The following is a 19,238-nucleotide window of genomic DNA, read 5'->3' as shown; positions in this document are numbered from 1 at the left end:
GGCTCACTGCCCGTATGCCGCGCGCAGCCGGGGCAGGATCTCGGCGCCGTAGCGGCGCAGGAACCCCTCCTGGTCGGCGCCCGGGTCGTGGAACACGAGGTGCCGGAAGCCGAGCTCGATGTACTGCCCGATCCGGGCGACGTGCTCGTCGGGGTCGGTCGAGACGATGAACCGCGCCGCGGCGCGCTCGATCGGCAGGTCGGCGGCCCGCCGCTGCATCTCGATCGGGTCGTGCACGTCGCGTTTCTCCTCGGCCGACAGCGCCAGCGGCGCCCAGAACCGGGTGTTCTCCATCGCGGTGGCCCGGTCGGGGTGGTACGAGACCTTCACCTCCATCAGCGTGTCGATGTCCGCGGCATCCCGGCCGCCCTTCGCGAGCCCCTCCTGGAACGCCGGCAGCAGTGTGTCCGTGTACAGGGCGGGGTCCTTGCCGCTCGTGGTGATGTACCCGTCGGCGATCCGGCCGGCCAGCCGGGTGGCGGCCGGCCCGGACGCGCCGATGTAGATGGGCACCGGGTGCTGGGGCCGGTCGTACACCGTGGCATCCTGCACATGCCAGAACCTGCCGTCGAACGTGACCCGCTCGTCCTCCCACAGCGCGCGGATGAGGGCTATCGCCTCCTTCAGCCGCTGGAAGCGCTCCGGCGGGTCGGGCCACTCCAGGCCCAGCGTCACCTCGTTCAGCGCCTCGCCGGTGCCGACGCCGAGGATCACCCGGCCCGGGTACAGCACCCCGAGCGTCGCGAACGCCTGCGCTATCACCGCCGGGTGGTAACGGAACGTCGGGGTGAGCACCGACGTGCCGATCAGCACCTGCGACGTGCGCGCCCCGAGCGCCCCCAGCCACGGCAGCGCCGCCGGCGCGTGGCCGCCGGAGTGCATCCACGGCTGGAAGTGGTCCGACAGGAACACGGAGTCGAACCCGACCTGCTCGGCCAGCACCCCGAAGCGCAGCAGCTCGGTCGGGCCGAACTGCTCGCTCGACGCCTTATACCCGAATCGAAGCCTCACCGGGCCCCCCTCTCCACGGTCACGGGCAGGAACTCGGACCCGTCGGCCTGCGCGAGCCGGCGGCGGAACGCGTCGACCGTGCCCGGCCACAGCAGCGTGAGCCGGCCGGACCGCTCGTCGACGTACCAATTGCGGCATCCGCCCGCGATCCAGGGGGTGGATGCCGCCGCCGCGTCGATCTGCGCGGTGTACGCCGCCTCCGCCTCCGGTGCCACCCGCAGCACGCCGGACCGGGTCGCCAGCGTGCGGGCGGCGTAGTCGGCCTGCGCCTCCATCATCAGCACGGAGGAGTTGTGGCCGAGCGACGCGTTCGGGCCGTCCAGGACGAACAGGTTCGGGAACCCCGCGACCACCGTCGACGCGAACGACGTCATCCCCGCGGACCAGTGCGCGGCGAGCGTCTGCGTCTCGCCGTGCACGAGCTCGGCGTACGGCTGCCGCGTGGACTGGAACCCGGTCGCGAGCACCAGCACGTCGGTCTCGTGCCGGGCGCCGCTCGCGGCCACCAGCGTGCGCCCCTCGACGGCGGTGAGGGGCGATGCCTCCAGGCGCACCGCGCCCGAGGCCAGGGCGGGATAGAACTCATCCGAGAGCAGCACCCGCTTGCAGCCGAACGCGTAGTCGGGGGTGAGCGCCGCGCGCAGCGCCGGGTCGGGGACCTGCGCGGCGAGATGGTCCAGGGCGACGCGGCGGGCGGCGGCCGCGGCATCCGGGTCCCCGGAACGGGACGCGTACCGCGCCTCGCCCTCGAGGTACAGCTCCTCCCGCAGCCGGTCCAGGTCGCCGGGGTGCGCGGCGAACGCGGCGCGCTCAGCGGGGGAGTACGCACGGTCGCCGCGGGGGACTATCCACGCGGGCGTGCGCTGGAACAGCGTCACGCGGCTGCGGGCGGCCAGGCGCGGCACCAGCTGCACGGCGGATGCGCCGGTGCCGACGACGGCTACCCGGGCGCCGCCGAGGTCCGCGTCGTGGTTCCAGCGGGCGGTGTGGAACATCGGGCCGGGGAACGACTCGAGCCCCGGGATGCCGGGGATGCGCGGCTCGGTGAGCCGGCCGCACGCCAGGATCAGCGCGGCGGCCTCGATCTCGTCCGGTCGCGCGCCGCCGGTGCGGACCCGCCAGCGATCGGCATCCCACCGCGCCTCGAGCATCGGGGTGCGCAGCCACGGCCGGATGTCCTCCGCGGCCGCCACCCGCTCGAGGTACGCGCGGATCTCGTCGCCGCGCGCGTACACGCCCGACCAGCCGGGGTGCGGATGCCGCGCGAAGCCGTACAGGTGGCTGGGCACGTCGCAGGCGACGCCGGGGTAGGTGTTGTCGCGCCAGGTCCCGCCGATCGACGCCGCCCGCTCGAGCACGACGACGTCGTCGATGCCCTGCTTCTGCAGCGCCATCGCCGCCCCGAGCCCCGCGAACCCGGCGCCGACCACGACGACCCCGGCACGGGTCATTGCCGCACCGCCGTGCGGTAGTCGGTGGTGCGCTGGCGGAACGGACGGAAAAGGTGCGCGGCCAGCCGCGCGGCCTCGGCCACCGGCAGCTGGAGGCCCTGCTCCACGCCGGCGTGCGGGCGCACGCGGCCGTCCAGCAGTGTGCCGCCCAGGTCGTCGCCGCCGGACTGCAGCAGCGTCCGCGCGGCATCCGTCCCCACCCGCGTCCACGGGATCTGCAGGTGCGGGATGCTGCCGCCCAGCATCAGCCGCGCCACCGCGACCATGGCCCGGTGTTCGTCGATCGGCGCCCGGCCGGGCACGAGCGGCACGTCGCCGCCGGGCAGCGGGATCGGCACGAACTCGGTGAATCCGCCGGTGTCGTCCTGGATGGCCCGCAGCCGCCGCAGGTGCGCGACGCGCTCCGCCGCGGTCTCGACGTGACCGTAGAAAAGGACGCTCGTCGACCGGAGGCCGGCGCGGTGCGCGGCGGTGATCCCGGCGAGCCAGCGGTCGATCGCGAGGTCGCCGGGCGCGACGAGCGCCCGCACCCGCTCGCTGAGGACCTTCACGCCGGTGCCGGGGACCGTGTCCACGCCGGCGCCCCGTAGGGCGGTGAGGGCGGCGTCCAGGCTCAGCCCGGAGCGGTCGGCGAAGTCCCACACGTCCTGCGGCCGGTACGCGTGCAGGTGCAGGCGCGGGGCGGCGGCGCGGGCCGCGCGGATGACGTCGAGGTAGGCCGCCGGGTCCGCGGCATCCGGCACCCGGCCCTGAATGCACAGCTCCGTGGCGCCCAGCTCCCACGCGTCGGCCGCGATGGCGGCGACGTCGTCGAGCGTGAAAGTGGCCGGGTCGTCCTCGCGCCCGGCCCGCAGGCCCGTCGTCGTCAGGTTGCGGTTCACGACGATGCTCACGGCCTCGCCGACCGTGTAGCGGCGCACGTCGTCGGCGGCCTGGGTCACCGCGTCGAGGTCGGCGCCGGTCGCGCGCAGCAGGCGCACCCAGTCGCCGTCGTCCAGCGTCAGCGGGTCGGCCGCCGCCGCCTCCGTGAGCCGGGTCATCGCACCGTCGTGTTCAGGACTCCGTCGATCGGCGGTACGCAGCCCCCGACGCGGCTCCGGGAGCCGATCGTGACCCGGGTCGGATGAGTTCTGCACGTCGCCGGCGCGCGCCAGCCCCGTCTCCTGGTCGGCGAGGGCCGCAACCGCGTCGTGCAGTCCCGCATCGATCCAGGTCGCCGCGTCCTGCACGTACTCGGGGTGCGCGGTGAGCCGCTCGCGGAGCGCGAAGCCGCACCCCGCGGTGCGCGCGGCGAGGTCGTCGATCTGCGGCCACGGCCGCTCCGGGTTCACATGGTCGGCGGTCAGCGGCGAGACCCCGCCCCAGTCGTCGATGCCCGCACGCACGAGCAGCGCGAGTTCGGTCACGTCGGAGAGGTTCGGCGGCACCTGGATCCGCATGTGCGCCCCCATCACCAGGCGCGCCACGGCGACGGTGGCGACGTATTCGCGGAGGTCGGCGTCCGGTGCGCCGCGCATGGCCGTCCCCGGCTTCGCACGGAAGTTCTGAACGATGACCTCCTGCACGTGCCCGTGCCGTTCGTGCGCGCCGCGCAGGGCCACGAGCGACTCGGCCCGGTCGCGGATCGTCTCGCCGATGCCGACGAGGATGCCGGTGGTGAACGGGATGCGGGCGGCGCCGGCATCCTCGATCACCCGCAGCCGCACGGCGGGATCCTTGTCCGGGGAGCCGTAGTGCACCTGGCCGGGCTCCTCGTACAGGCGGCGCGACGTGGTCTCCAGCATCATCCCCATCGACGGGGCGGTGGGGCGCAGCGCGCGCAGCTCGTCCGCCGACATGACGCCCGGGTTCAGGTGGGCGAGCATCCCGGTGGAGGCCGTGATCAGGCGGGCCATCGCACCGACGTAGTCGAGGGTGGAGGCGTATCCGTGCTCGTCGAGCCAGGCGCGCGCGACCGGCCAGCGGTCCTCGGGCCGGTCGCCGAGCGTGAGCAGCGCCTCCTTGCATCCCATCGCCTGCGCGCGGCGGACGACGGCCAGCACCTGCTCGGCGGACATGTAGACGGGCTTGTGCAGCGCCGCGAGCTGTCCCGGCGTGTCGACGAACACGCAGTAATGGCAGCGGTCCCGGCACAGCGTCGTGAGCGGCACGAACGCCTTGCGCGAGTACGTGATGACACCGGGCCGGCCGGCGGCGGCCAGCCCGGCGTCGCGCAGCGACGCCGCGACCTGCAGGAGCTGGTCGAAGTCGGCTCCCTCGGCGTGCAGCAGAGCCTCGGCCTCGTCGACGTCGATCCGGATGCCGCGGGCGGCCGCGTCCAGCGCCGTGGCGGGCGTCGGAGCGGGGGAGGTCGCGGTGTCGATCGGCATCACGGTCCCAGTCTCGCACCGGCTCACCCTGCGGGCGCCGCACCCGGGGGCGCCAAGAGCGGCGGGTGATGGCAGACTGAGGGAATGGTGACGCTGCTGCTCGACTCGACGCAGCTCGAGGTCGTGCTCTCCCTCGCCGAACGCGCCCTCGCATTCCGAAAGCAGAATGTGGCGATCGAGCGGTCGCAGATCGTCAAGGTGCAGCTCACCGACGACGCGTGGACATGGCTGCGGGGCGTTCCCGACCCGGGCACGTATCTGCCCTCCGCGCTGGCGATGGGCACGTGGAAGTCGATCGGCGGGAAGGATTTCGCCGTCATCCGTCGGCGGCGTCCCAGTGTCGTGATCGACCTGGAGGCCAACGACGAGTTCCAGCGCGTGATCCTCACGACCCGGCACGGCCTGGCGCTTGTGAAGGCACTGCGCATGGACACCGGCGACAAGCCCGCGGACGTCGCCGAGATCGCCGCGAAGCCGGCGCGCAAGCCGCGCGCTGTGGGGCCCCGGCCCGCCACCGCCTGACGCGGCGTCAGCTCACGTCGCGGCGCCAGCTCGTGACATGGCCGAGGATCATCAGCACCACCGCGTAGCCGAGCAGCACGAGGCCGCCGACCCACCACTCGAGCGGGTGCGCACCGGTCGAGGGCCCCATCGCCGCATAGATGCTGGTGCCCACGAGCGCATCGCTGGAGGCCCCCGGCAGGTACTGCGTGACAGTGTCCATGCCCCGCACGAAGGATGCCGCGACCCGCGCGATGGGCTCGATGAACTGCGTGAACGCGAGGACGGCGACCACGGCGGCGACCTGGTTCCGCACCAGGGCGCCCACGCCGATGCCGATCAGGACCCACAGCGCGAAGGCTATGACGATGCGGCCGAACATCGCCCAGGTGTCGGACGAGGTCAGCTCGGTCTGGATTCCGAAGCCGGTGAGGAACCCGGCGGCCGGGCCCACCGACGAGATCAGCGCGACGACGGCATACAGCACGCCGACGCCGATGCCCACGAGCACCTTCGCCCACAGCACCAGGCCGCGTCGGGGCGTGGCCAGGAACGTGGGCGTGAGCGTCTGGTGCCGGAACTCGCTCGTCACCATCAGCGTCCCGATCAGCAGCGGGAAGACGTAACCGATCGACGCCGCGATGCTGTACAGGATCACGGCGATGCCCTCGGTGGGCAGCTGCGCGCTCTGGCCGGATCCGGGCAGAGCGCCGGTGGAGGATGCCGCGAAGACGAATCCGAGGCCGGCGGCGGTCATGCCGATGTAGACCACGAGGACGACCGCGAGGATCCACCACATCGCCGTGGTGAAGAGCTTGGTCGATTCTGAGCGGGTGGCTGCGGCAAGGCTCATCGCACGTCACCTCCGTCTCGGGTGTCGGTATCGGATGCCGCCGGGACGGCATCCTCGTCCGGCGGGGCCGGATTCTCGTGGTCGTACGAGCTGAAGAACTCGTCTGCCGCCACGTCGGAGTCCGTCTTCGTCGCGTGCGGATCGTCGTCGTCGGGGAGATGGTCGGGCTCGCCGGCCACGACATCCTCCTCCACGGGCGCCGCCACAGCGTCGTCCTCGTCGGCGCCCTGGGGCTCGTCCTCGTCCTCGGGTGCCGCCTCATCGGCATCGCCCGCCGGCATAGCGAAGACCCGTTCGTCCTCGTCCTGCAGCGAGTCCGCCTCCTCGACGGGGACGATGTCGATCACCCCGGTCGCAGCGACCGCGAACGCCGCACCCGACGTCCCGCCTCCGGTGGTCTGCTCCTCGGCGGTCGGCTCCTCGGTGGTCGGCTCCTCGGTGGGCTCCGCCTCCGCAGCCTCCGCCCCCTCGGGCTCCGGAGCCTGCTCCTGGGCACCTTCGGCGGACGCGTGCACGCGCAGTCCGTTCACGAGGTCGAAGAAGATGTCCTCGAGCGCCGGGCCGCGCCGCTGCAGCAGCGACAGCGGGACGCCCGCCCGCACGGCCGCCTCGCCCACGAGAACGGGATCCGTTCCCCGGATCGTCAGCCCGCTGCGCAGGATCTCGAAGCCGATGCCGGCGGCAGCCAACGCGGCGGCGAGCCCCGTGCGATCGGGCGAATCGGCGACCGTCGCGAACTCCGACGGGTCGGAGAGCTCGTCCATTCCGCCGTGGAACACGAGCCGGCCCTGCGCGATGATGAGCAGGCTGTCCACCGTCTGCTGCACTTCGGCGAGCAGGTGCGACGACACCAGCACCGTGCGCCCCTGCCGGGCCAGTTCCCGCAGCAGGCCGCGCATCCAGGTGATGCCTTCCGGATCCAGGCCGTTCGCCGGCTCGTCGAGGATCAGCACGCCCGGGTCGCCCAGCAGCGCCGCCGCCAGGCCCAGGCGCTGACGCATCCCCAGCGAGTATCCGCCGATCTTGCGCCCGGCGACGTCGGCCAGGCCCACGGTCCCGAGCGCGTCGTCCACCCGCGAGGAGGCCAGGCCCGCCGCCCGTGCGTACACCCTCAAGTGGTCGGCGGCCGAGCGTCCGGGGTGGAAGCTGGATGCCTCGAGCACGGCGCCCACGGTCTGCATCGGCCGATCCAGCTTCGCGTACGGCACGCCGCCGATCGTCACGCGGCCCGCGGTGGGACGGACAAGACCCAGCAGCATTCGCAGCGTCGTGGTCTTGCCGGCGCCGTTGGGTCCGAGGAAGCCGGTGACCATGCCGGGCTCCACACGGGCGGTGAGATCATCGACGGCGAGAACCGAACCGAACCGCTTGGAGAGCCCTGCGAACTCCAGCACCTGGCCTTCGGGCATGCCGAACCTCTCGTCGTCGCGGGCAGTACGTCTTCATCTTGGCGGATAAACCCGCGTTCGGTGCGCTGAATCGACGGGGATGTGCGCGAGTCGTCGCCCGGCACCGTCCGAACGCACCCGGTACCCTTGCCCTCGTGACAGAGCCGCGCGCTTCCCTGGAGCCCACCGTCCTCTCCCACCGCGGGGGCGGCCTGGGCCGGATCACCCTGAACCGGCCCCGCGCGATCAACGCCCTCGACCTCGACATGATCGAGCAGATGGCCCGAATCCTGGACGAGTGGGAGCACGACCCGGATGTCGGCCTCGTCGTCCTGGACGGCGCGGGCGACCGCGGGCTGTGCGCGGGCGGCGACGTCCGCAGCCTCTACGACCAGATCACGGCCGGGAACGCGCCGGACACCGCCGCGTTCTTCCGCGCGGAATACGCGCTGAACGCCCGCATCGCCGAATACCCGAAGACGATCCTCGCCCTCGCCGACGGCATCACGATGGGCGGCGGCATCGGCCTGGCCGGGCACGCCGCGATCCGCATCGTGACGGAGCGGTCGAAGCTCGCGATGCCGGAGACGCGGATCGGGTTCACCCCCGACGTCGGCGGCACCTGGTTGCTGGGCCGCGCCCCGGGGCGCATCGGCGAGTACCTCGGCGTCACCGGCGCCGTGATGGATGCCGCGGACGCCGTCTACGCCGGCTTCGCCGACCATGTCGTTCCCAGCGCCCGCCTGGACGCGCTGCGCGAGGCGCTCGCCACGCGCGCCGACCCGCCCTCGCCGACCGGCATCGTGCTGCTGTTCGACGAGACCCCCGGCCCGTCGCGCCTCGCCGCGGCCCGGCCGTGGATCGATGACGCCTTCGCCGCCGACACCGTGCCCGAGGTCATCGAGCGCCTGCGTGCACGCCCCGAACCGGAGGCGGCCGCGGCCCTGGACCTCATGGCCGACCTGTCCCCGACCGGCATGGCCGTCACACTGGAGGCCGTGCGTCGGGCGCGCGACCTGCCCGACCTGCGCGCCGACCTCGCACAGGAGTATCGGCTGGTGATGTGGTTCGGGCAGACCCAGCCGGACCTCGTCGAAGGCATCCGCGCACAGCTCGTCGACAAGGACCGCACTCCCGCCTGGACGCCGGCGACCTCCGCCCAGGTCTCGCGCGACACCGTGGCATCCGCGTTCACCCACGCGCCCGCCGTTCCGCTCTGGGACTGACCGGCAGCCCCGCCCTCTGTTGCGCGCGCCGACCGAGGGCTAGGCTACTCGGCGCAACACCTGCGCGGCGCCCGACCGGGCGCTTCGCGCAGTACTGGGACACCGACACATGCGCATCGCGCACGGTCGCTCTCCGACGCCCACGGACACCGCCTACGTCGCACGACCCGCCGGTGACGTATCGGGAACATGGGAGAGAATCTGATGAAGACGTCAGAACATCGGCGGTGGTCGCTGCGGGCAGTTTCCGCCATCGCCGCAGGGGTGACGATCGCTGGGGCAGGATTCGCCGTCACCGGCGCCACGGCGGCGCTCGCAGACACCGCGCCGGCCTGCCAGCCGGCCGGCGCCTCGGGCTTCACCGCCGCGGTCGTCGCGACCAGGGGACAGTCCATCGCGCACCGGACGGTGGACGCTACCGGGTGCGACGTGGGCATCTACGTGGACGCGCCGTGGGTGACGATCGACCGCGTCACCGTGACCGGGGCGAACGCCGCCGGCATCCTCGTCGAGAACACGGCGCACATCACCGTGACCCGGTCGACGGTCACCGGCAACGGGTTCCACGCCCCCGCGGCGCCGGAGCCTCCCGGAACGCCGCCGACGACGGGCCAGCTGGACCAGGCGTTCGCGATCAGCCTGTTCGGGGTCTCGCACGCCACCGTCAGCCGCAACACCGTGTACAACAACGGGCGCGGCGGCATCGGCGTGATGGACAACGGGCCGTTCGATCCCGGCCGCGTCGTCGGACTGCCCACCTACGCGCACAACATCCCGGTCAACGATGTCACGGTCACGCGCAACGCGCTGTGGTCCAACTTCGCCGGGTGCGCGATAGTGGTCTCCGCGTTCAACACCGGCAACACCGTCAGCCATGTCGCGATCACCCGCAACACGATCCGGCAGGGCGCACAGCCGTTCGGCCCGACCGGGCCCGACGTCGGCGGTATCGTCGCCCAGTCGAACGGGGTGGCAAGCACCGTCAGCGACATCCTGATAAGCCGCAACCGGGTCACCGACTCCGGGGAAGGCGGGGTCATCGTGCACGCCGCGGCGGCCGGGTCGATGACCAAGCACGTGACCGTCACCCGCAATGTGCTGGCCGGCAACGGCTGGCTGTCCGCGCCGCAGACGATGGGCGTGGTCGTCGACTCGCGGGTGATCCCCGCCGACCTCGGCCAGGCCAACGTGGACACGGTCGTCACGCGCAACGTCATCAGCGACGAGTTCTTCGGAATCTGGACGCAGGGACCGGACGCCCCGGCGATCTCGCGCAACAGCATCACCGTCACCCCCGGCGGCGCGGCCGTGCACATGCAGTGACGGCCGTGCCGGCCTGAGTGCCACGGCGGACCGGGTACCCTGTACCCGGTCCGCCGTTGGCGCAGAGGGAGGTACGGTGTTCGACAGCCCGCTGTCCGCGTCGGCGTACGACGTGCTGGGCGTCGATCCCGCAATTGACGCGGAGGCGCTGCGCAAGGCGTACCGGCGGCGGCTGCGCCAGACGCATCCCGACACCGGCGGCGACGCCGCGCACTTCATCCAGGTGCAGCGCGCGTGGGCCCTGGTGGGCACCCCCGAGGCGCGCTCAGCGTACGACGGCGGCCACGGGTTCGCGCAGGTTCCGGCGCCGCCCGGTGACGGATGGCGCGCGCCGGCCCGCCGGACCGACACCCGTCCCCGCGCCCGCTCGCACGGACATCCCGGCGGACGCCGACGGGAGCAGTACCTCGCCCTGATCCGGGAGTGGGCCGGCCGCGGTGTCGAGGTGCCGGATCCGTACGCCCCCGCGCTGGTGCGGTCGGCGCCCGTGGAGATCCGGCGGCTGCTGGCCGATGCGCTCGCCGAGGAGGCCACCGCGCGCATTGTCGCCGACCTCGGGATGGGGTACACCGTCTGGCACGACGTCGCCACGGGAACCGGCCCGAACGACAAGATCGATCACATAGTGCTCGCGCCCAGCGGCCTGTACGCGCTGCTGTCCGAGGACGCCGGCGGCCCGGTGCGCGTGCGCCGCGGGGAGCTGGTGGGGGATGCCGTCGCCGGCACCCCGATAGCGGACCTCATCGCCGGTGTGCGGACCATCTCGCGCGCGGCGCGGGTGCGCTTCGGCGGGGCCGTCGTCGTGCTGCCGGACGACGACGTCATCCAGCCCGTCGAAGAGCTGGGGAAGGTCCACGGCGTGCGGACGGTGCTGTGCGCACGCGGCTCGCTGGCGAACGTGCTGCGCCGGGGCATCAGCGGTGCCCGGGAGATCGGCGGCAACGAGATCTTCGACGTGCGGACCCGGCTGAACCAGGCCGTGCGCTTCGCCTGACCCGGGTCAGTCCCAGCCCAGCAGCTCGAGCGGGTGCGTGACGCGCCACCACAGTCCGGGTCCCGCGACATCCCTGGAAAGCACCGCATCCACCGTCGCCGACCCCGCCGGGCCGGTCGCGGTCACCGTGCCCACCGGCGCCGCCTTCGTCCATGTCTGTGTCGGCCGCAGCGTCACTGTCGCCGAGGCGCGGGACCCGTTCCACAGGACCAGGCGGGCGTCGGATGCCGCGACCACCGGCACTGTCTCGCCCCACACCGTGTTCGCGGAGCCCACGACGGTGTCCGCGGTGACCGCCGCCGTCGGCTGCAGCTGCTTCTCAACCTGCGCGAAGAGGTCGCGGGCGCTCGCCCACCGCGTCTTCGAGTCGGGCTGATTCAGCGTGACGGCGTCAACCTGCACGGTCACCCCGCCGATCGTGAGGTTCTTGACGGCGAGGACGTTGAACCCGTCCAGCACCCCGGTCTTCATGCCGACGGTGCCGGGGTCCGCCAGCAGCGTGTTCGTGTTCTTCACGGTGCCGGCGCCCGGCAGCGTCACCGAGGCGGTGCCGACGATCCCGGCGATCGTGGGGTTGTCCATCGCGAGCTGCGCCAGGGTCATCAGGGCGCGCGGGGTGGCGGTGTTGCCTGCGTCGAACCCCGTTGGGTCGACGATGGTGACGCCCTCGATGCCGCGCTCATCCAGCCACGTGCGCGCGGCATCCGCGAAGCTCGCGTTCGAGTGCCACCAGTTGCCCGCCAGCCGCGCCGCATAGTTGCTGGCCGATCCGATCAGCATGCCCTCCAGCAGCTGATACTGGGTGAGCGTGCCTCCCACCGGCACGTTCAGCGCCGACTCGTTGCGGCGCAGATATGTCCAGTAATCGATGCCGTCGCGGTAGGAGAAGCGGAACGCGGGGCCCTGGTCGTCCGCCGTGACCGGGCTGCGGTCGAGCACGAGCAGCGCGGTGACGATCTTCGTGATGCTCGCCATCGAGCTCTGCTCGGTCGTGGAGGCCACCGGATCGCCGAACCCGGCGACGGCGACGCCTGCGGCGCCCGCCGCGGGCCAGGTCAGGGATGCCGTCGGGGCGGCGTGCGCGGTCACGGTGGCGGCGCTGACGGTCGGCGGGACGGCGGTCAGCGGCCACAGCGCCATGGTCCCGGTGTACGCGACCGCCAGGAGCACCACCAGCAGGAGCGGGATGAGCGCACCGGGACGCAGCCCGCGGCGGCGCCGGCGGTCGCCCAGCAGCGGGACGGTCGTGGGCACGAGCGTCGTGGTGGCGTCCGGCGACACCCCCGCCGTCGCCGTCGATGACGTGCGGGCGTGAACGGCAGTCAGGGGGGATCCGTCCCACCAGACCAGGGCCTGCGCGGGGGTCGCCGTCGAGGTCGCGCCGGACGCGGCGTCCGGCTCGGTCACGTCGGCTGAGGTCACGAGGCCACGGTACCCGACCGCCGACTATACTGACCGGCACAACCACGGGAGTCCGGTGTGCCGGGCTGAGAGGAAGCGACCGCGCTTCGACCGTCGAACCTGATCTGGGTCATGCCAGCGCAGGAAGGGAGCAGGAATGCACACAACCACGTCCGCATCCGCCGTCGTCTCGCCGCGCACGTCGCGGTACCGCTGGCGGGTCGTCGACATCGTCGTGGCCAGCGTGATCGGCGTGGCCGCCGGAGTGATCTTCTGGCTCTGGGGTCAGGCCTGGACGCCGCTGTCGACTGCCCTGATGTTCCTGCCGGGCCTGGACGGCCTGCTCGCCGGCGGCTGGCTGTTCGCCGGCGTGCTCGGGGGACTCGTCATCCGCAAGCCCGGCGCCGCGCTGTACACCGAGATCGTCGCCGCGGTGGTCTCGATGGCCGTGGGCACGCAGTGGGGACCTGAGACGTTCATCTGGGGCGTCGTGGAGGGCGTCGGCGCCGAACTCGGCTTCGCGCTGCTGCTGTACGGCAACTGGCGCCTGCTGGGAGCGCTCGTGTCCGGCGCTCTCGCCGGACTGTCCACGGCGATCCTCGACACGAACTTCTCGTCGATCGCCGCGCAGGCCCTCGGATACCGCTCCATCTACTTCGTGGCGGCGATCGTCTCCGGCATCCTGCTGGCGGGCCTGGTCTCCTGGCTCATCGTGCGGGCGCTCGCCGCGACCGGGGCGCTGGACCGGTTCGGCGCCGGACGCCAGGCCCGTTCGCGTGACGCGGACGACCCCGACGCCGCGTAGCCGATGACCCTGCGCCCCGCCGCCGTCACCGCCTCCGGGTGGGGATGGCGGCACGCCGGACGCCGCCGCTGGGCGGTCTCCGGCCTTGACCTCGACATCCCCGCGGGGCAGCGCGTGCTGCTGCTGGGCGCCAGCGGCGCCGGCAAGTCCACACTGCTGCGCGGCATGGCCGGCGTGCTCGGCGACGAGGAGGACGGCGAGCAGACTGGACGGCTGCTCGTGGACGGCCGGATCCCCGCCCAGGCCCGGGGGCGCGCCGGACTCGTGCTGCAGGACCCGGACTCGCAGGTCGTGCTCGCCCGCGTGGGCGACGACGTGGCGTTCGCATGCGAGAACCTCGGCGTGCCGCGCGCGGACATCTGGCGGCGGGTGGATGCGGCACTGGACGCGGTGGGCCTGCGGCTTGGCCGCGACCACCCCACCACCCAGCTGTCCGGCGGGCAGAAGCAGCGGCTCGCGCTGGCGGGCGTGCTCGCGATGGCGCCCGGGCTCCTGCTGCTGGACGAGCCGACCGCGAACCTGGACCCCGCCGGCGCCGTCGAGGTCCGCGACGCCGTGCTCGCCGCCGCGCGCGGCGCGACCCTCGTCGTCGTCGAGCACCGGGTGGGCCTGTGGGCGGAGCACATGGACCGGGTCGTCGTGCTCGGCGACCAGCGGCTCATCGCCGACGGCGCGCCCGCCGACGTGTTCGCCCGCTACGAGCGCGAGCTGACCGCCGCCGGCGTCTGGGTGCCCCACGCCGCCCCATGGCGCTCGCCGCGGGCACGGCGCGCCGACGGCGCCGCGCCGCTGCTGCACGCGCAGGACCTCGCCGTGGGGCGGCGCGGGTTCGGTCGCGGGATGCTGCGGGTCGCGGCATCCCACCTCGCCGTCGCGGTGCAGGCGGGGCGCGCGCTCGCCGTGACCGGCCCGAACGGCGCCGGCAAGTCCACGCTGGCGATGACACTGGCGGGGCTCATCGAGCCCGCCGCCGGCACGCTCGAGGCGACGCCGCCCCTCGCGGGCGGCCTCGGCCCGCACCCGGCGCGCTGGCGGTCGCGGGAGCTGCTGACGCGGATCGGGATGGTGTTCCAGGAACCGGAGCACCAGCTGCTGACCGCGCGCGTGCGCGACGAGCTCGCCGTCGGCCCGCGGGCGCTGCGTCTGGACGACGCCGCCGTCGCCGCGCGCGTGGACCCGCTCCTGGACCGACTGCGGCTGCGGCGGCTCGCCGCCGTGAACCCGTTCACGCTGTCCGGCGGCGAAAAGCGCCGGCTCACTGTCGCGGCGGCGCTCGCCACGCGCCCACGGATGCTCGTGCTCGACGAGCCGACGTACGGCCAGGACGCCCGCACGTGGCGCGAGCTCGCGGACCTCATCGACGAGGTGCGGGATGCCGGGACTGCGCTCGTGCTCGTCACGCACGACCGCGACCTCGTCGACGCTCTCGCCGACGACGAGCTGCGCATCGGCGGAGTCTCCGTGCCGGGGGCGTCGCGATGAGCATGCTGGCCGTCGACAGGGCCGCGCGGGTCTCGTCGTTCAACGCCGTCGCGAAGCTGGCCGCGACCCTTGTCACGACCGTGACGCTGCTGCTGTCGATCGATGCCGTCTCGGCGGGGGTGACGCTCGTGTGCGTGCTCGCACTGATGCCGTTCACGGGCCTGTCCGCGCGCGTGCTGTGGCTGCGCTCCTGGCCGCTCCTGACGGCTGCGGTGCTGGGCGCGGCGGCGACGATCCTGTACGGCCGGCCCGCCGGCGACACATACCTGCAGTGGGGGCTCGTGCACGTCACCGACGGGTCGTTCCAGCTCGCGCTCGCGATCCTGCTGCGGGTCCTCGCGATAGCGCTGCCGGCGGTCGTGCTGCTGTCGACCACGGACCCGACCGACCTCGCCGACGGGCTCTCGCAGCGCGTGCGCCTGCCGGCGCGGTTCGTGCTGGGAGCGCTGGCGGGGCTCCGGCTGGTGGGGCTTCTCGTCGAGGACTGGCGCGAGCTCTCGCTCGCCCGCCGGGCGCGCGGAGTCGCCGACACCGGGCGGCTGCGCCGGTTCCTCGGTCAGTCGTTCGCGCTGTTCGTCCTGGCGATCCGCCGCGGCACGAAGCTCGCCACCGCCATGGAAGCGCGCGGCTTCGGGGCGCCGGGCGCGCGCACCTGGGCGCGCCCGTCGGTGCTGCGGCCCCGCGACACGGTGCTCGTGCTGATCGCCGTGGCCATCGCCGCGGCCTCCGCCGCGATCGCCCTCGCCGCCGGCACGTGGACTTTCGTCTGGGCGCTGTGAGCGCAGGCCTGCCTCGCTATTGTGAGAGCAGTCTCACTTAGCCTGGGGAGAGGAGAGCGGCGTCGCAGCTGCGCGCCGGCATCGGATGAAGAAGACGTTCCTGCGACGCCCGTCCACCTGGCTGGGCTTCGGCCTGTCCGCCGTGCTCATCGTGGTCGCCGCGGTGTCCACCGGTCTCGGCGGCGCCCTGATGATGGCGGGCGTGATCGGACTGGTCACGGGCGCCTACACGCTCGTCACCAGCCGCGGCTCGTGGCTTGCGCTGGCCGGCCGCAAGACGGGGGCGGGCCTCGCTATCGGGGCACTCGTCGCCGTCGTCGTCGGCAGCAGCGTCTACGGCGCCACCGGCATGCCCGCCGCGACGACGACGCCGCCCGCGGAGCAGGCGGCCGTCGACCGGACGCCTGCACCGACGCTCGCGTCTCCCACCGCGACCGCCACCCCGACGACATCCCCCACCCCGACGGCGGCCGCCGCGGACACGGCGCTGGCGCTGCTGGCCACCCTGCCCGTCAAGGGACGCGCGCCGAAGACAGGCTATGACCGCACCGGCGTGTTCGGCCCCGCATGGAAGGACGTCGACCGCAACGGCTGCGACACCCGCAACGACATCCTGCGCCGCGACCTCACGAACGTCACGATCAAGGCCGGGACGCACGGGTGCCTCGTCCTGGCGGGCAGTCTCGCTGACCCGTACACCGGGAAGAAGATCTCGTTCGTTCGCGGGCAGACGACCTCGTCGGCCGTGCAGATCGATCACGTCGTGGCGCTGATGGACGCCTGGCAGAGCGGTGCCCAACAGATCGGGCAGGCCCGGCGCGAGGCCCTCGCGAACGACCCGCTGAACCTGCTCGCAGTCGACGGCCCGTCGAACGAGCAGAAGGGGGCGGGCAACGCCGCCACGTGGCTGCCCCCGGTCAAGGGATACCGCTGCGCGTACCTCGCACGGCAGATCACGGTGAAAGCCGCATACACACTGTGGGTGACGCAGCCCGAGCACGACGCCATGGCGCAGATCCTGAGCACGTGCCCCGACCAGAAGGTCGCGACGGCGGGCTCGATCACCCTGATGCCGGATGCCGTCGGCACCGCACCGGCGCCCGCGCCGAAGCCGGTCGCCCCGTCCCAGCCCGCACCGAGCAAGCCCGCGGCGCCCCTGGTCGTGCACCCGGGAGCCTACTGCGCACCGGTCGGAGCGCACGGGGTCACCTCGAAGGGCACCCCGATGGCGTGCACCCTGAAGTCGGGCGAGGCTCGCGCGCGCTGGCGCGCGAGCTGACCGGATCGGCGGCCCCTGACACGGGAATCGACCTACGTCAACCCTCTCGTCAAGGACGGCGCGGACCGCTGAGATGGGGCGCACGGGAAGACCGTCTCTCCCTGAAAGCGAAGGAGACCACCATGGGAATCGACGACCGGATCAAGAACACCGCGGAAGACGTCAAGGGCAAGGGCAAGGAAGCCGTCGGCAAGGCGACCGACGACGAAGGCCTCGAGACGGAAGGCAAGTTCGACCAGGCCAAGGCCGGCATGAAGAACGCCGCCGAGGACATGAAGGACGACGTCAAGGACGCGTTCGACTGATATCCGCGCAAGCGACGGGACGGCGCCTGGCCGTCCCGTTGCTGCGTGCGGGCGCTGTCAGGCGCGCAGCGCCTCCCGCAGCAGACCGGTGTGGTTGTGCTCGGTGTCGCTGGTCGCGTACAGCAGGGTCACGACGTCTTTCCCCTCCAGCTGCCTGCGCAGCGCCGCCACCGCATCCGCGTTCGCCTTCAGCTCCGCGCGGTACGCGGTCGCGAAGTCCTCGAACGGCATGCCGTCGTGGTGGTAGGCCGTGCGCAGTTCGGCGCTGGGCGCGACATCCTTGTCCCACAGATCGACCTCCGCCCGCTGTTTGGACAGCCCGCGCGGCCACAGCCGGTCGACCAGGACCCGGAATCCGTCGGCTGCGGCGGGCTCCTCGTAGACGCGCTTGCTCAGGATCTGCATCTGTCCAGTCAACACCCGTGACGGCTACCCTGGGGGATCAGCCCTCGGGTCGGTGTGACACTCGGTCCCGCGTATGCTGGCACGGAATGTCGAACCTGTCGTTCGAAGGAGAACACATGGAGATCACCGGGGCATCCGCCCTCGTCACCGGCGGTGCCAGCGGCCTGGGCCTGGCCACCGCACGCCGGCTCGCGCGCGGCGGGGCGAACGTCACTATCGTCGACCTGCCGACCTCGGCCGGCGCCGAGATCGCCGCCGAGCTGGGCGGTACTTTCGCGGCCGCCGATGTCACCGACCCGGAACAGGTCGCCGCCGCCGTCGCGGCCGCCGCCGCGCCGCTGCGGGTCGTCGTCAACTGCGCCGGGATAGCGCCGCCCGCCAAGGTCCTGGACCGCGACGGGACGCCGTCGCCGCTGGCCGCCTTCACGAAGGTCATCCAGGTCAACCTGATCGGCACCTACAACGTGCTCTCGCAGGCCGCGGCATCCATGGCCCGCACCGACCCGACCGACTCCGGGGACCGCGGCGTCATCGTGAACACCGCGTCGGTCGCCGCGTTCGACGGGCAGATCGGCCAGCCCGCGTACGCCGCGAGCAAGGGCGGCATCCACGCGCTGACCCTCCCGGTCGCGCGGGAACTGGCGCGGTACGGAATCCGGGTGTGCACGATAGCCCCCGGGATCATGGAGACCCCGATGCTCGCCGGGCTCCCGCAGGCGGCGCAGGACTCGCTCGGTCAGCAGGTGCCGTATCCGCAGCGGCTGGGACGCCCCGACGAGTACGCCGCGCTCGTCCAGCACCTCATCGAGAACGGCTACCTCAACGGTGAGACGATCCGCCTGGACGGCGCCATCCGAATGGCGCCCAAGTGAGCGACCCGGTCCTGCTGCGCGTGCAGGACGGGCTCGCGCGCATCACGCTGAACCGTCCCGAGCGGCTGAACGCCTTCAACGCGGACGCTGCGCACGCGTGGGCTGAGCTGACCCGCGAGGCCACGCACCGCGACGACGTGGGGGCGATCATGCTGGATGCCGCCGGCCGCGCCTTCTGTGCCGGCGGCGACGTGCAGGACATGGCCGAGAAGATGGGCTCCGGCTCCGAGATCACGGCGTTCGCCGAGGTCATCAACGCCGGCATCCGCGCGCTCACCGAGTCGCGCATCCCCGTCGTCGCCGCCGCGCACGGCACGACCGCCGGCGGCGGGCTCGGGATCCTGATGGCCAGCGACTACGCGATCATCGCCACCGACTCGCAGATCGGCAGCCGGTACGCGAACATCGGGCTGACCCCCGACCTGTCGGTGACCGCACAGCTGGCGCGCGCCGTGGGGGAGCGGCGGGCGCTGCAGCTCGTGCTGCAGGACCGGATGCTGTCGGCCACCGAGGCGCTGGAATGGGGCCTGGTCGCCGAGATCACCGCGCCGGACGCGGTCGGGCTGCGGGCCGAAGAAGTGGCCCGGTCGTGGCTGACCGGCGCGCACCGCGCGTACGGCGAGGCCAAGCGGCTGATCCGCTCGCAGCGCGGCCGCTCGTTCGCCGAGCAGCTGAGCGAGGAGGCCCGCTCCATCGGCGCCGCGTTCGACACCCCCGAGGCGCAGGCGCGCATCCGCGCCTTCACGTCGCGATCGCGCTCGGCGCGGCATCCCGAGCCGGATCCGGAGGCATGA

Annotated in this window: 18 protein-coding genes and 1 riboswitch; of the genes, 11 read left to right on the top strand and 7 right to left on the bottom strand. The window is 73.0% G+C overall.

The window, feature by feature from the left end:
• Positions 1-3: 3 nt before the first annotated feature.
• The 3 genes from fgd to cofG are packed head-to-tail and all read right to left on the bottom strand — an operon-like array spanning position 4 to position 4,831.
• Entirely contained in the window at positions 4-1,011 is a 1,008-nt protein-coding gene (gene fgd, locus GH740_RS02165; protein ID WP_172978221.1) for a glucose-6-phosphate dehydrogenase (coenzyme-F420), read from the bottom strand.
• Complete coding sequence (locus tag GH740_RS02160; RefSeq protein ID WP_153744431.1) at positions 1,008-2,462, bottom strand: NAD(P)/FAD-dependent oxidoreductase; 1,455 nt, start codon at positions 2,460-2,462, stop codon at positions 1,008-1,010. Before GH740_RS02160 ends, fgd begins: the two co-directional genes overlap by 4 nt.
• Positions 2,459-4,831 carry a 7,8-didemethyl-8-hydroxy-5-deazariboflavin synthase CofG gene (gene cofG, locus GH740_RS02155; RefSeq protein ID WP_153744929.1) on the bottom strand — a complete coding sequence of 791 codons (2,373 nt, stop codon included), beginning with the start codon at positions 4,829-4,831 and terminating at the stop codon, positions 2,459-2,461. The genes GH740_RS02160 and cofG overlap by 4 nt, the downstream gene beginning before the upstream one ends.
• A gap of 84 nt (positions 4,832-4,915) precedes the next feature.
• On the opposite strand from cofG, the gene GH740_RS02150 reads away from it, so the two are divergent.
• Positions 4,916-5,353, top strand: coding sequence for a hypothetical protein (locus GH740_RS02150; RefSeq protein WP_153744430.1), 438 nt, complete (start codon positions 4,916-4,918; stop codon positions 5,351-5,353).
• 7 nt (positions 5,354-5,360) lie between these two features.
• On the opposite strand, the gene GH740_RS02145 is transcribed toward GH740_RS02150, so the two are convergent.
• Both GH740_RS02145 and GH740_RS02140 read right to left on the bottom strand, forming a co-directional pair.
• A complete protein-coding gene (locus GH740_RS02145) occupies positions 5,361-6,185 on the bottom strand; it encodes an ABC transporter permease (RefSeq protein WP_153744429.1) in 825 nt (274 codons plus the stop codon).
• Positions 6,182-7,594, bottom strand: coding sequence for an ABC transporter ATP-binding protein (locus GH740_RS02140; protein WP_153744428.1), 1,413 nt, complete (start codon positions 7,592-7,594; stop codon positions 6,182-6,184). Before GH740_RS02140 ends, GH740_RS02145 begins: the two co-directional genes overlap by 4 nt.
• Before the next feature lie 134 nt (positions 7,595-7,728).
• Between GH740_RS02140 and GH740_RS02135 the strand changes: the two genes are divergently transcribed.
• The 3 genes from GH740_RS02135 (at position 7,729) to GH740_RS02125 (ending at position 11,116) form a co-directional block, all read left to right on the top strand.
• Positions 7,729-8,799 (top strand): enoyl-CoA hydratase/isomerase family protein, encoded by a 1,071-nt coding sequence (locus GH740_RS02135; RefSeq protein WP_367640343.1) that lies wholly within the window; start codon positions 7,729-7,731, stop codon positions 8,797-8,799.
• A 204-nt stretch (positions 8,800-9,003) separates the two neighbouring features.
• Positions 9,004-10,122 (top strand): right-handed parallel beta-helix repeat-containing protein, encoded by a 1,119-nt coding sequence (locus GH740_RS02130; RefSeq protein WP_172978254.1) that lies wholly within the window; start codon positions 9,004-9,006, stop codon positions 10,120-10,122.
• Positions 10,123-10,198: 76 nt separating this feature from the next.
• Complete coding sequence (locus GH740_RS02125) at positions 10,199-11,116, top strand: DnaJ domain-containing protein (protein ID WP_367640341.1); 918 nt, start codon at positions 10,199-10,201, stop codon at positions 11,114-11,116.
• 6 nt (positions 11,117-11,122) lie between these two features.
• Here GH740_RS02125 and GH740_RS02120 read toward each other — a convergent pair whose 3' ends face one another.
• Positions 11,123-12,538: a D-alanyl-D-alanine carboxypeptidase gene (locus GH740_RS02120; protein ID WP_153744425.1), complete on the bottom strand. Its 1,416-nt coding sequence runs from the start codon at positions 12,536-12,538 to the stop codon at positions 11,123-11,125.
• Positions 12,539-12,572: 34 nt separating this feature from the next.
• Positions 12,573-12,681: riboswitch (TPP riboswitch) on the top strand.
• On the opposite strand from GH740_RS02120, the gene GH740_RS02115 reads away from it, so the two are divergent.
• From GH740_RS02115 to GH740_RS02095, 5 genes are all read left to right on the top strand, one after another.
• Positions 12,675-13,322 carry an ECF transporter S component gene (locus GH740_RS02115; protein ID WP_153744424.1) on the top strand — a complete coding sequence of 216 codons (648 nt, stop codon included), beginning with the start codon at positions 12,675-12,677 and terminating at the stop codon, positions 13,320-13,322. (Overlaps the previous riboswitch by 7 nt.)
• Before the next feature lie 3 nt (positions 13,323-13,325).
• Positions 13,326-14,804 (top strand): ABC transporter ATP-binding protein, encoded by a 1,479-nt coding sequence (locus tag GH740_RS02110; RefSeq protein ID WP_153744423.1) that lies wholly within the window; start codon positions 13,326-13,328, stop codon positions 14,802-14,804.
• Positions 14,801-15,583 carry an energy-coupling factor transporter transmembrane protein EcfT gene (locus GH740_RS02105; RefSeq protein ID WP_153744422.1) on the top strand — a complete coding sequence of 261 codons (783 nt, stop codon included), beginning with the start codon at positions 14,801-14,803 and terminating at the stop codon, positions 15,581-15,583. The genes GH740_RS02110 and GH740_RS02105 overlap by 4 nt, the downstream gene beginning before the upstream one ends.
• An 85-nt stretch (positions 15,584-15,668) precedes the next feature.
• Positions 15,669-16,862, top strand: a complete 1,194-nt coding sequence (locus tag GH740_RS02100; RefSeq protein ID WP_253941157.1) for an HNH endonuclease family protein — start codon at positions 15,669-15,671, stop codon at positions 16,860-16,862.
• 122 nt (positions 16,863-16,984) lie between these two features.
• Complete coding sequence (locus GH740_RS02095) at positions 16,985-17,167, top strand: CsbD family protein (RefSeq protein ID WP_153744421.1); 183 nt, start codon at positions 16,985-16,987, stop codon at positions 17,165-17,167.
• A gap of 57 nt (positions 17,168-17,224) precedes the next feature.
• Here the strand turns inward: GH740_RS02095 and GH740_RS02090 are convergent, their stop codons facing one another.
• Positions 17,225-17,572: a DUF488 domain-containing protein gene (locus tag GH740_RS02090; RefSeq protein WP_153744420.1), complete on the bottom strand. Its 348-nt coding sequence runs from the start codon at positions 17,570-17,572 to the stop codon at positions 17,225-17,227.
• 116 nt (positions 17,573-17,688) lie between these two features.
• Here GH740_RS02090 and GH740_RS02085 point away from each other — a divergent pair, with 116 nt between their 5' ends.
• Both GH740_RS02085 and GH740_RS02080 read left to right on the top strand, forming a co-directional pair.
• A complete protein-coding gene (locus GH740_RS02085; RefSeq protein WP_153744419.1) occupies positions 17,689-18,444 on the top strand; it encodes an SDR family NAD(P)-dependent oxidoreductase in 756 nt (251 codons plus the stop codon).
• Positions 18,441-19,238 carry an enoyl-CoA hydratase/isomerase family protein gene (locus GH740_RS02080; RefSeq protein ID WP_367640337.1) on the top strand — a complete coding sequence of 266 codons (798 nt, stop codon included), beginning with the start codon at positions 18,441-18,443 and terminating at the stop codon, positions 19,236-19,238. Before GH740_RS02085 ends, GH740_RS02080 begins: the two co-directional genes overlap by 4 nt.

It is taken from the genome of Microbacterium sp. SYP-A9085 (assembly GCF_009649635.1).
GTDB lineage: Bacteria > Actinomycetota > Actinomycetes > Actinomycetales > Microbacteriaceae > Microbacterium.
Note: the sequence above shows the minus strand (reverse complement) of the source record. Positions and strands in the feature narration are given on the sequence as shown.

Bases quoted from the DNA above. Each gene is read 5' to 3' on its own strand.
- GH740_RS02150 (WP_153744430.1), top strand. From the start codon at position 4,916: ATGGTGACGCTGCTGCTCGACTCGACGCAGCTCGAGGTCGTGCTCTCC.
- GH740_RS02095 (WP_153744421.1), top strand. From the start codon at position 16,985: ATGGGAATCGACGACCGGATCAAGAACACCGCGGAAGACGTCAAGGGC.
- GH740_RS02140 (WP_153744428.1), bottom strand. From the start codon at position 7,594: ATGCCCGAAGGCCAGGTGCTGGAGTTCGCAGGGCTCTCCAAGCGGTTC.
- GH740_RS02130 (WP_172978254.1), top strand. From the start codon at position 9,004: ATGAAGACGTCAGAACATCGGCGGTGGTCGCTGCGGGCAGTTTCCGCC.
- GH740_RS02105 (WP_153744422.1), top strand. From the start codon at position 14,801: ATGAGCATGCTGGCCGTCGACAGGGCCGCGCGGGTCTCGTCGTTCAAC.
- GH740_RS02085 (WP_153744419.1), top strand. From the start codon at position 17,689: ATGGAGATCACCGGGGCATCCGCCCTCGTCACCGGCGGTGCCAGCGGC.
- GH740_RS02090 (WP_153744420.1), bottom strand. From the start codon at position 17,572: ATGCAGATCCTGAGCAAGCGCGTCTACGAGGAGCCCGCCGCAGCCGAC.
- GH740_RS02100 (WP_253941157.1), top strand. From the start codon at position 15,669: ATGAAGAAGACGTTCCTGCGACGCCCGTCCACCTGGCTGGGCTTCGGC.
- GH740_RS02145 (WP_153744429.1), bottom strand. From the start codon at position 6,185: ATGAGCCTTGCCGCAGCCACCCGCTCAGAATCGACCAAGCTCTTCACC.
- GH740_RS02160 (WP_153744431.1), bottom strand. From the start codon at position 2,462: ATGACCCGTGCCGGGGTCGTCGTGGTCGGCGCCGGGTTCGCGGGGCTC.
- GH740_RS02115 (WP_153744424.1), top strand. From the start codon at position 12,675: ATGCACACAACCACGTCCGCATCCGCCGTCGTCTCGCCGCGCACGTCG.
- cofG (WP_153744929.1), bottom strand. From the start codon at position 4,831: ATGCCGATCGACACCGCGACCTCCCCCGCTCCGACGCCCGCCACGGCG.
- GH740_RS02110 (WP_153744423.1), top strand. From the start codon at position 13,326: ATGACCCTGCGCCCCGCCGCCGTCACCGCCTCCGGGTGGGGATGGCGG.